8 protein-coding genes are annotated in these 15,136 nt (G+C 36.7%); 5 read left to right on the top strand and 3 right to left on the bottom strand.

The window, feature by feature from the left end; genetic code table 11:
• Window positions 1–9: 9 nt before the first annotated feature.
• A complete protein-coding gene (gene glmU / locus J7R05_RS03620) occupies window positions 10–1,359 on the top strand; it encodes a bifunctional UDP-N-acetylglucosamine diphosphorylase/glucosamine-1-phosphate N-acetyltransferase GlmU (protein WP_208541240.1) in 1,350 nt (449 codons plus the stop codon).
• Between the two features lie 175 nt (window positions 1,360–1,534).
• Window positions 1,535–3,358, top strand: coding sequence for a glutamine--fructose-6-phosphate transaminase (isomerizing) (glmS, locus tag J7R05_RS03615; RefSeq protein WP_208541239.1), 1,824 nt, complete (start codon window positions 1,535–1,537; stop codon window positions 3,356–3,358).
• A 361-nt stretch (window positions 3,359–3,719) separates the two neighbouring features.
• Here glmS and recG read toward each other — a convergent pair whose 3' ends face one another.
• Window positions 3,720–5,828 carry an ATP-dependent DNA helicase RecG gene (gene recG / locus J7R05_RS03610; protein WP_208541238.1) on the bottom strand — a complete coding sequence of 703 codons (2,109 nt, stop codon included), beginning with the start codon at window positions 5,826–5,828 and terminating at the stop codon, window positions 3,720–3,722.
• 339 nt (window positions 5,829–6,167) lie between these two features.
• On the opposite strand from recG, the gene dnaE reads away from it, so the two are divergent.
• Window positions 6,168–9,656, top strand: a complete 3,489-nt coding sequence (dnaE, locus tag J7R05_RS03605; protein ID WP_208541237.1) for a DNA polymerase III subunit alpha — start codon at window positions 6,168–6,170, stop codon at window positions 9,654–9,656.
• Between the two features lie 60 nt (window positions 9,657–9,716).
• Here dnaE and J7R05_RS03600 read toward each other — a convergent pair whose 3' ends face one another.
• A complete protein-coding gene (locus J7R05_RS03600; protein ID WP_208541335.1) occupies window positions 9,717–10,955 on the bottom strand; it encodes an FAD-binding protein in 1,239 nt (412 codons plus the stop codon).
• Between the two features lie 27 nt (window positions 10,956–10,982).
• On the bottom strand, window positions 10,983–11,231 hold the full coding sequence (locus J7R05_RS03595; RefSeq protein ID WP_078689804.1) for a zinc-finger domain-containing protein: 249 nt from the start codon (window positions 11,229–11,231) through the stop codon (window positions 10,983–10,985).
• Between the two features lie 186 nt (window positions 11,232–11,417).
• Between J7R05_RS03595 and J7R05_RS03590 the strand changes: the two genes are divergently transcribed.
• Both J7R05_RS03590 and ppx read left to right on the top strand, forming a co-directional pair.
• Entirely contained in the window at window positions 11,418–13,598 is a 2,181-nt protein-coding gene (locus tag J7R05_RS03590) for an RNA degradosome polyphosphate kinase (protein ID WP_208541236.1), read from the top strand.
• Window positions 13,599–13,605: 7 nt separating this feature from the next.
• A complete protein-coding gene (ppx, locus tag J7R05_RS03585) occupies window positions 13,606–15,117 on the top strand; it encodes an exopolyphosphatase (protein ID WP_208541235.1) in 1,512 nt (503 codons plus the stop codon).
• The last annotated feature ends 19 nt before the right edge of the window (window positions 15,118–15,136 follow it).

Genomic DNA, 15,136 nt, shown 5'->3' with positions numbered 1-15,136 from the left:
GTGTGTTTTATGGTTAGAAGTTGTCTTTCTATTGTTCTTGCGGCAGGGGAGGGAACGCGTATGAAGTCGTTTCTCCCCAAGGTACTTCATAAGGTGGCAGGGTTACCACTTATATGCCATGTGGTGAAACAAGTAGAATTGGCAGGTTTTTCACAATTAGCAGTTGTCGTGGGCGCTGGTGGAAAAGATGTTACTAAAGTTGTTCAATCATGTGTAAAGGATGTCATGATTTTTGAACAAGAGGAGCGTTTAGGAACTGCTCACGCTGTTTTATCTGCTCGACTAGCTTTACAAAAAGGAATAGATGATGTTTTGATTATCTTTGGCGATACTCCTTTGATCGAACATACTTCATTGACACGGATTCGCGCTCCTCTTGCTATGGGAGCAGATGTTGTTGTGGCTGGTTTTTATGCTCCTGATCCAACGGGATATGGCCGCCTTATTGAAAAAAATGGTAAATTTATAGCTATTGTAGAAGAAAAAGATGCAAGTGATGAAGAGAAAAAGAATTCTTTTTGTAATGGCGGAATAATGGCTATTAATGGAAAGCATGCGCTTTCTCTCTTGGAGAAAATTAATAATAATAATGCGCAGCAAGAATATTATTTAACAGATATTGTTTCTATTGCATCACGTGAAGGGCTAGATGTTCGAGTCATTGAAGTACCTTTTGATAATGTTATAGGAGTTAATAACTGTTTTGAACTTTCTGAAGTTGATACTTTATGGCAGAAACGTAAGGCACGTGATTTCATGTTATCTGGTGTGACAATATTGAAGCCAGAAAGTGTTTATTTTTCTTATGATACAGAAATTGAACCAGGTGTTCTGATTGAGCCAAATGTTTATTTTGGATCAGGGGTTAAGGTACAATCTGGTGCAGTTATTCGCGCATTTAGTTATTTAGAGGGGGCTTTTGTTGGTGCAGATACGCAAATTGGTCCTTATGCACGTTTACGCCCTGGGACAGAGTTAGCACGATCAGTTAAGGTTGGAAATTTTTGTGAGATTAAACAAGCAAAGGTAGGGGAAGCTGCTAAAATTAACCATTTGAGTTATATTGGTGATGCAGAAATTGGTTCACATACTAATATTGGAGCTGGTACGATTACGTGTAATTATGATGGCTTTCATAAATATAAAACTATGATTGATGACAATGTTTTTATTGGATCTAATTCAGCACTTGTTGCTCCATTGATTATCGGAAAAGATTCCTATATCGCTTCAGGAAGTGTTATCACTGAAGATGTTCCTATAAACAGTTTGGCTTTAGGGCGTGCACGGCAGGTAATAAAAGAAAATCGTGCAACAAAATTGCGTACCCGTTTATCAATAAACAAACGAAAAAAGTAAATATTTCAATTTCTTTTTTTTGTTTTATGGTGGCTTAAGCAATTATAATAAAAATTTATCCTTTTTTATGATCATAGCATATTCTATTTCATATGGTGCTTAAAATTTTGAATGGGGTTAGTCTAATTGTTTATGGGACTGTTATAAACTTAAGGATGTAGATTGGAGCTTTCTAATGTGCGGAATTATCGGAATTGTTGGAAATAAACCTGTTGCATCCTATCTGGTTGATGGTTTGAGACGTCTTGAATACAGAGGTTATGATTCATCTGGTTTAGCAACAGTATTTAATGGGCGTCTTCATCGTATTCGAGCCGAAGGTAAGCTGACTCATTTAGAAGAAAAACTAAAAAACACACCTTTAAAAGGTAATTTAGGAATTGGCCATACACGTTGGGCTACACATGGCGTCCCCGTAGAACGCAATGCTCATCCCCATATGACTGATCGGCTTGCAATTGTGCACAATGGTATTATTGAAAATTTTGTAGAATTGCGAAAAGAACTCGTCGAAGATGGTTATATCTTTGAAACGGAAACTGATACAGAAGTTATTGCTCATTTAATTACTCGTGCGTTAAAAGGTGGTCTTTCTCCGAAGGAAGCAACATACACAAGTTGGAAAAAATTAAAGGGTGCTTTTGCGATTGCTCTTATTTTTGAAGGTGAAGATAATCTGATAATTGCTGTCCGTTCTGGCCCCCCTTTAGCGATTGGCTATGGTAAGGATGAATTTTTTGTAGGATCAGATGCAATTGCTTTAGCTTCATTTACAAATCGTATAAGCTATATGGAAGATGGGGATTTGGCTGTTCTTACACGTAAAGGGGTAACAATTTATAATGCAGACGATCAGCAGAAAAAACGCCCCATTACAACGTTGTGTGATAGCACTTTGTTTGTTTCCAAAGGTAGTCATCGTCATTTTATGCGCAAAGAAATATTTGAACAACCTGATGTTATTTCTCATAATTTAGCGCGTTATCTTGATCTTGGAAATTTTAAAGTTCGCCCACTTGAAAATTCAATTGATTGGAAAAATGTTAACCGATTATTATTTGCAAGCTGTGGAACTGCTTATTATTCAACCTTAGTTGCACGTTATTGGTTTGAAAGTCTTGCTGCTTTAAGTGTTGATAATGATGTGGCTTCTGAATTTCGTTATCGGGAACCACCTATGACAACTGATGCATTGTCGGTATTTGTTTCTCAATCCGGTGAAACAGCAGATACATTAGCATCTTTACGTTACTGTAGGGATTGCGGTGTAAAAACAGCGACAGTTGTAAATGTTGAGCAATCAACAATGGCAAGGGAAGCTGATTTTGTTTTACCAACATTAGCTGGTCCAGAAATTGGTGTTGCTTCAACAAAAGCTTTTATCTGTCAATTATCAACACTTGCTTCAATGGCTTTGTGTGCAGCTAAGCAACGTGGACGCCTTTTAGAAACGGTAGAACAGCGTTTAGTTCAACAGTTAGCAGAGATACCACGAATTTTAAATGAGGTTTTAAAACTTGATAATACAATTGAGCACATTTGTCGTGATTTAGTGAATGCAAAAGGTGTTCTCTATCTTGGGCGTGGTACTTCTTATCCGATTGCTTTGGAGGGAGCGCTCAAACTAAAAGAGCTTTCTTATATTCACGCTGAAGGTTATGCAGCGGGTGAATTGAAGCATGGACCGATTGCATTGGTTGATAAAACAATACCAGTTATTGTTATTGCACCTTATGATAAATGGTTTGAAAAGACTTTTTCTAATATGCAAGAAGTGGCAGCTCGCAATGGCCGTATTATTTTGATAACGGATAAAAGAGGAATGGAGGCTACACGTTTTAGTTCTTCGTCGACTATTATTTTACCAGAGATTCCAGAATTTATTGCACCTATTATTTATACTTTACCTATTCAGTTAATCGCTTATCACACAGCTGTTTTATTGGGAACAGACGTTGATCAACCTCGTAATTTGGCAAAATCGGTAACAGTCGAATAAAAAATAGTTTTATGTCTTTGGGAGGCGTGGAAAATAATTAAAGCTAGAAATTAATATGTAAAAATTGAGAATTGGTATTCATTATTAAAGAAAGCATTTTCTTGTCTAATTGAAGTCTTTTTTACTGTAAAAACAATGTTTGTTTGAGTTAATAAGAAAGAATAGGATAGTTCTTTTTAAGAGATGTGAGGAAAATAATATATTTTTTTTCTAATAACTTATATAAAATAGAAGTTTTAAAACTCAGATATTCATTTGGTTCACATACAGTTTTTTGCAAAGCACTTTTGTTAGAGTGATTAAAACTTTGTTTAGCAATAGAATTTTGGATAATTTTGTTCGTAAATACGCTTTTAAAAAGTTAGCCTGAACGTAAAAGCTGAATGGCATCATCATGTCTAAAAAGGTAGAGAAGTAAGCGTAAAGCTTGTCCCCGTTCTGAGGAAAGATCAGAATCGTGTTGCAAGAATAAACGTGCATCCTTTCTTGCCGTTAACAAAAGTTTATGGTGTGTTGTAAGATTTGCTATGTGGAACTCAGGCATACCAGATTGTCGCGTTCCTAAAAGTTCACCTTCTCCTCGTAAACGCAAGTCTTCTTCAGCAATTTTAAAACCATCCTCTGTGTTACGTATGATATTAAGACGCATTGCGGCTGTTTTTGTAAGTGGAGCTTTATATAGTAAAATACAAGAAGATTTTTTTTCTCCTCGTCCAACGCGTCCACGCAATTGGTGTAATTGTGAAAGACCAAAATGCTCCGCATGTTCGATTATGATGATTGAGGCATCAGGAATATCTACTCCCACTTCAATAACTGTAGTTGCAACTAAAATACATGTTTCTCCAGATTTAAAAGACGCTATTGCTGCGTTTTTTTTAGTGGTAGACATTTTTCCATGTATCATACCAACACATGCACCAAATCGTTTATGGAGAATGGCAAAACGGTTTTCAATCGAAGTGAGTTGAAAGTTTTCTGATTCTTCTACCAGGGGACAGATCCAATAAAGTTTTTCTCCTTTTTCTAACGCAACTGCAATTCGCTCTATAAGTTCATCAATCCGCTCTAAAGGGAGAGTTGCTGTAGTGATTGGTTTTCGTCCAATTGGTTTTTCTGTAATTTTTGATACATCCATGTCACCAAAGGCTGTTAACACCAGTGTGCGTGGAATAGGGGTGGCTGTCATCACTAATATGTCAGGTTTATGACCTTTTGCTGTAAGGGCAAGACGTTGATTTACACCAAAACGGTGCTGCTCATCAATAATGGTTAAAGCAAGGTTATTATAAGTAACATTCTTTTGTATCAAGGCGTGGGTGCCGATGATAATAGAGATTTTCCCTGACAATATATCGCTAAGAATATTTACGCGTGATTTCCCTTTTTCTCGTCCAGTTAAAAGAACTGTTTTTAAACCAATTTTTTCAGCAAGAGGAGTAATCATAGTAAAATGTTGTCGTGCAAGCACTTCTGTGGGTGCCATTAGAGCTGACTGACCTGAATTTTCAGCAATTTGTGCCATTGCCATTAGTGCAACTACGGTTTTTCCTGTTCCTACATCACCTTGGAGGAGTCTTAACATAGGTTCAGGTGAAGCTAAATCACTTGCAATATCTTGTATTGCTTGTTTTTGTGCATTTGTCAGTTGAAAAGGTAAAGATTCAAGCAGTTTTTCTGTATAGACACCTGTTGGTGGGCGAGAAGCACCTGAAAGAGATTTTGTTTTTAAACGTACAAGACCAAGAGCTAATTGACCAGCAAGGAGTTCATCATAGGCAAGGCGTTGACGTGCTGCACTTTTTAAAGCCAAATCATTAGGGTCTGTCGGTGCATGAATACAATGCAAAGCATCAGAAAAAGAAGGAAATTGTTGCTGTTTTTTAAGGTTTTCCTCTATCCATTCTGGCAAAAGAGGAATACGCTCAAGAGCACCTTGCATTGCGCGTTTTAGTGCTCTTGCTGATAGCCCTGCGGTAGAAGGATAGATAGGTTCAATTAGTGGCATCTGGTTTAATTGTTCACTAGGGGCTATATGATCAGGGTGAACTATTGAAAGCTGCCCGTTAAATCGTTCCACTTTACCTGATACAATTACTTTTTTTCCTTCAGGGAGCTGTCTTTCTAGCCAAGAACGTTGAGCGTGAAAAAACACTAAATTTATGCTTCCTGTTTTATCATAACCAATGACACGATAAGGTGATCGGTTGTTACTATTTAGTGGTGGTCGGTGTTGATCAATGATGATTTCAAGAGTAACGATTTTTCCTTCTGGTGCAAAAGCTATATCGGGCCGCATTCTTCGGTCTATAACGGAATGAGGCATCAGTTGAAGCAGGTCAATTATAGTCGGTTCATGTTGTGAGAGATTGGCGTTTAAAACTTTAGCCAGTAAGGGATATACTTTTTGGTTCACTCCTGGAAGAGTGCGGATAGAGGTTGAAAAAAGATTAAAGAGGTTTGAATACATAAGGAAATTTAGCCTGCTCTTTTCATTTTTTCTAGTACTTTAGAGGAGCTTTTTGGGGATAAATTACTCAGTTTATGAGAATAAATTGCATTATTTTAAATTTTAAGCCTTGGATAACAAGAATAAAAAATTAAATTAACAAATGTGGTAAGAACAGTGCAAGAAGGGTAGCTAATATTAGTAATATTATATATGATATGAAGAGAAATTGGAGTACTTTCCATATATACGATAATGCTAAAATTATAGATTGAATATAGGGGGAACTAGAGTACTTTTTATTATGAAACAAATAATAGTTGCAATTTGGCATTTATGTTGTGATGGGAAATTGTGAAAATGCCAGCAAAAAAAAGCAAAATACTAAACAGTAAAAATTCTCTTCCTCGCTTTATTCATTTGAGGGTTCATTCAGCTTATTCCCTTCTTGAAGGGGCTTTGAAAATCAGGCAAATTATTCAGCATGCAATTTCTGATCATGCACCAGCAATAGCTATTACAGATACGAATAATTTGTTTGGTGCTTTAGAGTTTTCTCAGTATTGTTTTACAGATGGTGTGCAGCCTATTATTGGTTGTCAGCTTGCGATTGATTTTGAACATGAGAATTATGATCCACGTTTAATCAAACCACGCAACCCTTCTGATTTTGCTTCTATTGTGCTGTTTGCTGCTAGCGAAGCAGGCTATGCTCATTTGATTAGCCTTGTTAGTCGCGCTTATCTTGATAAACGTGATACGGATCCTCCTCATATTAAGGCTGATTGGCTGTTATCACAAAATGAAGGAATTATTGCTTTAACTGGGGGGTGGAATGGCCCCATTAATTTGGCTTTAGTAGAAAATAAAAAAGAGCGAGCTGTTGAGCATTTAACTTATTTGAAGCAAATTTTTGGTGATCGTCTTTATGTTGAATTACAACGACATAGTTCTTACGATAGGAAAGTTGAAACCACACTTATTGAATTAGCTTATGAGCATGAAATTCCTCTTGTTGCAACCAATGAAGCTTTTTTTCTGAATAAAGAAGGGTACGAGGCTCATGATGCATTGATGGCTGTGGCAGAGGGGCAGATTGTTTCTAATCCAAATCGCAGGCGTGTGACGCCAGATCATTATTTGAAGTCACAAGATGAAATGGTCTCATTATTTTCTGATCTTCCAGAAGCTTTAGAAAATAGCGTTGAAATTGCGTTACGTTGTCATACTTTTGTACCAACTCGAAAACCTATTTTACCCCGTTTTACAGAACGCTCTGTAGATCCAGATTCTGCTTTAGAAGACGAGGCTAAGGAATTATTAAATCAGGCTAAAGCTGGTTTAAAAATGCGCCTTGAAACAATTGGTTTGGCCGAAGGTTATACAGTTGAAGATTATGAACAACGACTGAATTATGAAATTTCAGTTATCACACGTATGCAATTTCCTGGCTATTTTCTTATTGTTTCGGATTTTATAAAATGGGCAAAAGGCCATGGTATTCCTGTTGGCCCAGGGCGTGGTTCTGGCGCTGGTTCACTTGTTGCTTATGCTTTGACTATCACTGATGTTGATCCTTTGCGCTTTTCTCTCTTGTTTGAGCGTTTTCTCAATCCAGATCGTATTTCTATGCCAGATTTTGATATCGATTTTTGTCAAGATCGGCGGGAAGAGGTTATTCAATACGTTCAAGAAAAATATGGTCGTGATCAAGTAGCTCAAATTATTACATTTGGTAAATTACAGGCACGTGCGGTGTTACGTGATGTCGGACGTGTTTTGGAAGTACCCTATCGTCAGGTTGATTATCTTACCAAATTAGTTCCTTCTATGCCTGGCAGTAATATTGAGTTGGCAGTGGCTATTCGAGATGAACCTAAATTTAAGGAAGAAAAGAAAAAGAATCCTGTTATTGGGCGCATGTTGGATATAGCACTTCAGCTTGAGGGGCTTTACCGTCATGCATCAACTCACGCTGCAGGAATTGTTATCGGCGATCGGCCATTGTCGGAGCTTGTACCAATGTATCGCGATCCACGTTCTGATATGCCAGTTACCCAATTTAACATGAAATGCGTTGAACAAGCTGGTTTGGTGAAGTTTGATTTTCTTGGTTTAAAAACGCTTACTGTTTTAAAAATGGCCACGGATTTTGTTGCACGAAAAGGTATAAAGGTAGATTTGTCGCATATTTCTCTTAATGATAAAACGACTTATACTATGTTAGCACGTGGTGAGACAGTTGGTGTATTTCAAATTGAAAGTTCTGGTATGCGTAAGGCACTTATTGGGATGAAGCCGGACCGCATTGAAGATATTATTGCACTTGTGGCACTTTATCGTCCTGGTCCAATGGAAAATATTCCAACATATAATGCACGCAAACATGGGAAAGAGGAAATTACTTCTATTCATCCTAAAATAGATCATCTGGTTAAAGAGACACAAGGTGTTATTGTTTATCAAGAACAGGTTATGCAAATTGCACAGGTACTTTCTGGTTATTCTCTTGGAGAAGCAGATTTATTACGCCGCGCTATGGGTAAAAAGATCCATAAGGAAATGCAAAAACAGCGTACACGTTTTGTAAGTGGTGCTGTTGATGGTGGTATTGATAAAGATCAAGCTGATATTATTTTCGACCTTTTAGCAAAATTTGCAGATTATGGTTTTAATAAATCGCATGCTGCTGCTTATGCAATTGTTTCATATCAAACAGCTTATATGAAAGCACACCACCCAGTTGAATTTTTAGCTGCCTCCATGACATGTGACATGACAAATACGGATAAGTTGAATGATTTTCGACGTGAGGCATTAAGGCTTGGAATTGAAGTTATTGCACCTTGTGTGCAAACATCGTGTCGTGTTTTTGAAATAGGAGAAAAGTGTATTTATTATTCCCTTGCTGCGATTAAAGGTATTGGGGATTTAGTAGTTGATCATATTGTTGCTTGCCGGGGAGATAAGCCTTTTAAAGATCTGGAAGATTTTTGTGAGCGTATTGATCCTCGTATTGTTAATAAACGTGCGATGGAAAGTTTGATTTATGCAGGTGCTCTTGATTGTTTTCAAGTTGCACGTGAGGTTTTATTGGCAAGTCTTGGAACTCTTAATGCACGCGCTATTCGTATTATTGATAATAATTCTAGTGGGCAGACTGATATATTTGGAATGATGGGTGGGCCGAAAGAGCCTTTGATTTTATCGCAAGCATCTCCGTGGTCTTTGGCTGAAAAACTTCATCACGAATTTCAGGTAATAGGTTTTTATTTTTCTGCTCATCCTTTGGATGAATACCAAACTATTCTTACAAAAAAACGCGTTCAAATTTGGAGTGATTTTTCTGATGCAGTAAAAAAAGGGGCGACTGCTGCTCGGCTTGCTGGAACCATTGTGGCAAAGCAAATTCGCAAAACAAAATCTGGTAAAAAAATGGGGGTTATTCAGTTTTCTGATACAAGTGGGCACTATGAGGCAGTTATATTTTCTGAAGGGCTTTCTATTTACGAGGATATGTTAGAACCGGGAAAATCTTTTATTGTTACAGTGATTGCAGAAGATCGCTCTGAAGGAATTGGTTTACGTATTGAAACTATTCAGTCCTTAGAAAAAGAATCAATACGGGATTGTAAAACAATGCGCCTTTTTATAAAAACAGCAGACATTCTTCCACAAATTGAGCAGTATTTAAAGCCCGGTGGCAATGGAGAGGTGGCATTTATTCTGATTCAAGAAAATGGGGTACGGGAAGTTGAAGTTATGCTTTCAAAGCGATACAAGGTAAATTTACAGGTAGCAAATGCTATAAAAGCAATTCATGGTGTGATTGATGTAGAGTTGAGTTAAATCAACAGTGAAGTGACTGTTATTTAGAGTGTAGATTTTGTAGTTTTTACTATACCGTTTTTAAATATTATTTTTTGCCAGATTCATGGCGTCATAACTGTAAAGCCAATCTAGGCTAGATATAATGTTTTCTGATGAACGAATTTTCATTATAAAGTTACGTGCAACTGCTACAGGACCGGTTGCATGGTAAACTAGTTTATTAAAATCTCCACGTTTTTTTATGGCTGTAACGCGAGGTTCGCGTATTTTTTTATAAAGTGAAATAGCTTCAATGAGTGAAAAGTCACTAATTGAAAGCACTTCTGCTAATGTGGCTGCATCTTCTATCGCCATAGCAGCACCTTGTGCTGCAAAAGGCAAGGCTGCATGCGCACAGTCACCAACAAATACTTGCTGTTTTAAACCTACAAAACGATCATGATTCATTTGAAATAGTGGCCAATAATTCCAAGTGTCAATATGATCAAAGAGTTCGAGGATTTTGGGATTCCAATTACTGAAGAGAGCTTTGAGTTTTTCTTTATCTCCCTTTTGATTCCATTCTTTTTGTGCATTGTCTCCATGAGTGATAGCTACAAAGTTAAAAATTTTTGCAGATTGAATGGGATAGACAACAAGATGATTCTTAGATCCCATCCAGGCAGTAATTGTCTTTATATTTTGCAATAAAGAACGAAAATTTGGGGGAAGACTTTCAAATGTCGCTGTTGCACGCCAAGCAATTAAGCCACTAAAATCTGCTTTTTCATGGAAAGGGGCAAGTTGGCGTAACTTAGACCAAACACCATCGCACCCGATAAGAAGTGATGTAGAATAAAATTGGTGTTGTTGTATTTTAGTTGATTCTTCTGTTTTTATAGTTTCTATATTAATGCTGTGGGTTGTAGTGTGAGTAGATGATACAATATTTTCACCTAGTTTACATGTGATAAGAGGGTTTTTAAGAACAGCATTATATAAAACTTTCTGCAAATCAGCTCGATGAATCGTGATATAAGGGGCTTTCCAACGTTTTTCAGATAAATTGATAAGATCAACATGGAAATGCGTTTTTAACGATATACCGTCTTTTAGCTCAAGAAAATGTGGTTCAAGGCCTAATTCAATTAATTTTTTTAAAACCCCCCAGTGGGCAAGAATACGCGTTGCATTTGGAGTAAGCTGAATGCCAGCGCCTACACTATCGAGTTGTTTACATTTTTCAATAAGAGTACTTGCAATTCCCTTTTGGGCAAGTGCTAAAGCAGAGCTTAAACCAGCAATTCCCGCCCCGATAATGATTGGCGGTTGATCAATGATAGCCATTGTATATTATATTAGAAGTTATAGCGGGTTATCTATATGATATATGCACCCTGTTGGATTTGTTTGATTGAATGACAATGAATGATTATAACGGTAAAGCGTTGAACAATAAGGGCAAATTTTTTCATCATCTGCTCCCATATCGATAAAAATATGAGGATGGTCGAATGGTTCTGTAGCACCTACACACATGAATTCTTTTACACCAATTTCAATTATTTTATATCCACGGTCATTTTGGAAATGGAGAATATTGTGGTCAGACATTGTGTAAAAGCCTCCAGCTAAATTGTCTGATAAGACATGATTGAGATCAAATATTTTAAATCACACGTTAACTTTATTAGTTTGTAATTGAATACACTATAATGCAAAATGCTTTTTAAGACAATTTGCAAATAAAAATTCTTCCAATTATTTTTAATTAATGTAAAGACAGATTATCTGAGGGATATGAAACAGACGATAACGGATCAGATTGCTACTCAGAATATAACGATGCAAGATCCAGCACGATTTATTAATCGAGAATTTTCGTGGCTAGAATTTAATAATCGTGTGGTAATGGAGGCTGCTAATCCGAAGCATCCTTTATTAGAGCGCCTACGTTTTCTTGCAATTTCAGCAACTAATCTTGATGAGTTTTTTATGGTCCGTGTTGCTGGCCTTGTTGGTCAAATTTGTGCAGGGATTGTAGAACGCAGTGCAGATGGACGAACCCCACAGGAGCAACTTGATTTTATATTAACTGAGATTTCGTATCTGCAAACTAATCAGCAACAGAAATTTTGTGTTTTACGTCATGAATTAAAACAGAATAATATTGAAATTATTCACTCTGATAGCCTTTCAAAACTTGAAAGATTGTGGCTTGAAAAGCATTTTTTAAACACGATTCTTCCTATTTTAACGCCTTCATTTATTGATTCTGCTCGCTCTTTTCCATTTATTCCTAATTTAGGGCTCTCTATTGTATTCCAATTGTTGCACCATGTTGATCAACGTCCTGTAACGGCATTATTATGTATGCCAGCTGATTTGAAACGTTTTATTTTACTTCCTCAAGAGAAGAATAGTTTTCGTTTTATCGCGTTTGAAGATGTTATTAGCCTTTTTGTTAGCCATTTATTTCCTGATTATGAAGTTAAAGGAAAAGGTATATTTAGAATTATCCGTGATAGTGATATAGAGGTGGAAGAAGAGGCTGAAGATCTTGTCCACCTTTTTGAAACTGCACTTAAAAGGCGTCGTCGTGGGCAAATCATTCGAATTGAATTTGATGTTAAAATACCTGAAGATTTACGTCAATTTATAACAAGTGAACTTTCAGTTTCTGATAATTGTATCAGTACTTTAAATGGATTGTTGGCACTTGATATGATATCAGAAATTGCTTCTATCCCACGTGATGATTTGAAATTTGTTCCTTATAACCCTCACTTTCCTGAACGTGTTCGCAAACATAATGGTGATTGTTTTGCAGCTATTCGTGAAAGTGATATTATTATTCACCATCCTTATGAATCATTTAGTTTTGTTGTGCATTTTTTACGTCAAGCTGCTCAAGACCCTGATGTTGTTGAGATCAAGCAAACTCTTTATCGCACGTCGAAGGATAGCCCGATTATTGGTGCTTTGATTGATGCTGCCAAACAAGGTAAATCAGTAACAGCTTTGGTAGAACTTAAAGCGCGTTTTGATGAAGAGGCGAATATTCGCTGGGCACGTGATCTTGAACATGCGGGTGTTAAAGTTGTTTTTGGTTTTATTGAACTCAAAACACATGCTAAAATGTCTTTAATAATGAGGCGCGAAGAGAATTGTCTTCGCTTTTATGTGCATCTTGGCACAGGCAATTATCATCCAATTACTGCTAAAATTTATACTGATCTTTCTTTTTTTACCACTGATGATGGCATTGGTCATGATATTGCATTACTTTTTGATTATATTACTCAATATAAACAACCAAAAGAAGCAAGGAAAATTGCTTTTTCTCCATTAACATTGCGCAATCGTATTCTTGAACATATCGAAGAGGAAACTGTTAATGCGCAACAGGGGCAACCTGCTACTATTTGGATGAAAGTAAATTCATTGGTTGATCCTGAAATTATTGATGCTTTATATCGCGCTAGTCAAGCTGGTGTACAGATTGATCTGATTGTTCGTAGTATATGTTGTTTAAGACCTGGTATTCCAGGCATTTCGAATAATATTCGTGTAAAATCAATAATAGGGCGGTTTCTTGAACATAGCCGTATTTTTTGTTTCGGTAATGGTGAAGATTTGCCGAGTGAAAATACCATAGTTTATTTTGGTTCAGCCGATATGATGACACGTAATCTTGATCATCGTATTGAAGTGTTGGTTCCGGTTTTTAACAAGGCAGTTCGTCAACAAATTCTTTCACAAATTATGTTGGCTAATATTATTGATAACCAACAAAGCTTTGATATATTGAGCGATGGAACATCAAAACGTATAACACCGTTAAAAGGTGAAAAACTATTTAATGCGCAGGAGTATTTTATGACCAATGCAAGTCTTTCTGAGGGGGGCAAATCTTTTAAATCTTCTGCTTTACGTTTAATGGCGTTGCGTCGGCAGAAAAAAAAGACAGATAAAGACTGAAATATCAATGACATATACAAATGCTCAAGGTCGACTAAAAGGGTGTAAACCCATTGCTGTAGTCGATATTGGTTCCAATTCTGTTCGACTTGTTGTCTATGAAGGTCTTGTACGCTCGCCGACGGTTTTATTTAATGAAAAAATTCTTTGTGGTCTTGGTCAGGGTGTTGCAAAAACTGGCTTTTTAGAAAAAAAATCAACTGAAATGGTATTGCACACATTGAAACGATTTCGTGCACTTTGCCAACAGATTGGTGTAGATGAAATTCATGCTTTAGCAACAGCAGCAGTGCGAGAAGCAAGAAATGGGGTAGCTTTTATTCAGGATGCTGAAAAGATCTTACACAATAGGATATGCGTTCTTTCAGGAAATGAAGAGGCAGTCTATTCAGCTTATGGAGTTATTTCCACTTTTTATCGGCCAAATGGTGTTTCTGGTGATCTTGGTGGTGGAAGTCTTGAGCTTATTAATATCTATGATTCTAACTTAGGTGAAGGAATAACGCTACCATTGGGTAGTTTGCGGTTGCAATATATGTCTAATAACAATATTGCAACAGCAGCAAAGATTGCTCATGAAAAACTTTATGAAGCATCTTTTATGCATAAAAGTACACCACATTATTTTTATGCAGTAGGAGGTACGTGGCGTAATCTGGCAAAACTTCATATGGCCGCTAAACATTACTTGTTACCTGTTGTACACGGTTATGAAGTTGATGCACTTGAGATGAAGGATTTTCTGCACCTTGTAGCTAGTGATAATATTGATAATTTGAAAGGTATTTCAGCTATTTCAAAGAATCGTCGTCAACTTTTAGCTTATGGAGCGGTCGTCCTTATTGAACTTATTCAATATATGGGTTTTAAAAAAATAATTTTTTCTGGAGCTGGAGTTCGTGAAGGTTTTCTCTATTCACAATTATTGCAAGAAGTTCGCATTTCTGATCCTTTAATTGCAGCCTGTCAAGAAATGGCTATTTTACGAGCACGCTCACCAAAGCAGGCAGACGAACTCATTGATTTTACGACAAATGCATTTGAAGCTTTTGGAATTTTAGAAACTGAAGATGAATATCGTTATCGTAAAGCTTCTTGCTTTCTTTCTGATATTGGTTGGCGTATACATCCAGATTATAGAGGTAATGAGGCAGCTAATCAAATAGCGTTAGGATCCTATCCAGGGATTTCTCATGAGGGGCGCATTTATGCTGCATTAGCTGTTTTTTTTCGTAATGCAGGTTTATTTGCCGATAAAGAAATTCCAGATGTTCTTAAATTAGCGACTCGTGATATGGTTGAAAAAGCACGTATCCTTGGGGGGGTTATGCGTATTGCTAATCTTTTTAGTGCTTTTACTACAGGGATTTTACCTGATCTATTATGGCAGAAAAAACAAAATCACGTTATATTACATATTCCAATGTGTCATGCTGATTTAATAGGTGAACGGCCTTTGGGACGATTGAAACAATTATCAAAGATAACAAAATTACCTCTGACGTTTGAAATTTCATGATTCTTTTATAGATGAATTA

The sequence above is a fragment of the Bartonella capreoli genome, assembly GCF_902813205.1.
GTDB lineage: Bacteria > Pseudomonadota > Alphaproteobacteria > Rhizobiales > Rhizobiaceae > Bartonella > Bartonella schoenbuchensis.
The sequence above is the reverse complement of the archived record's forward strand: the minus strand, read 5'-3'. Positions and strand labels throughout refer to the sequence as shown.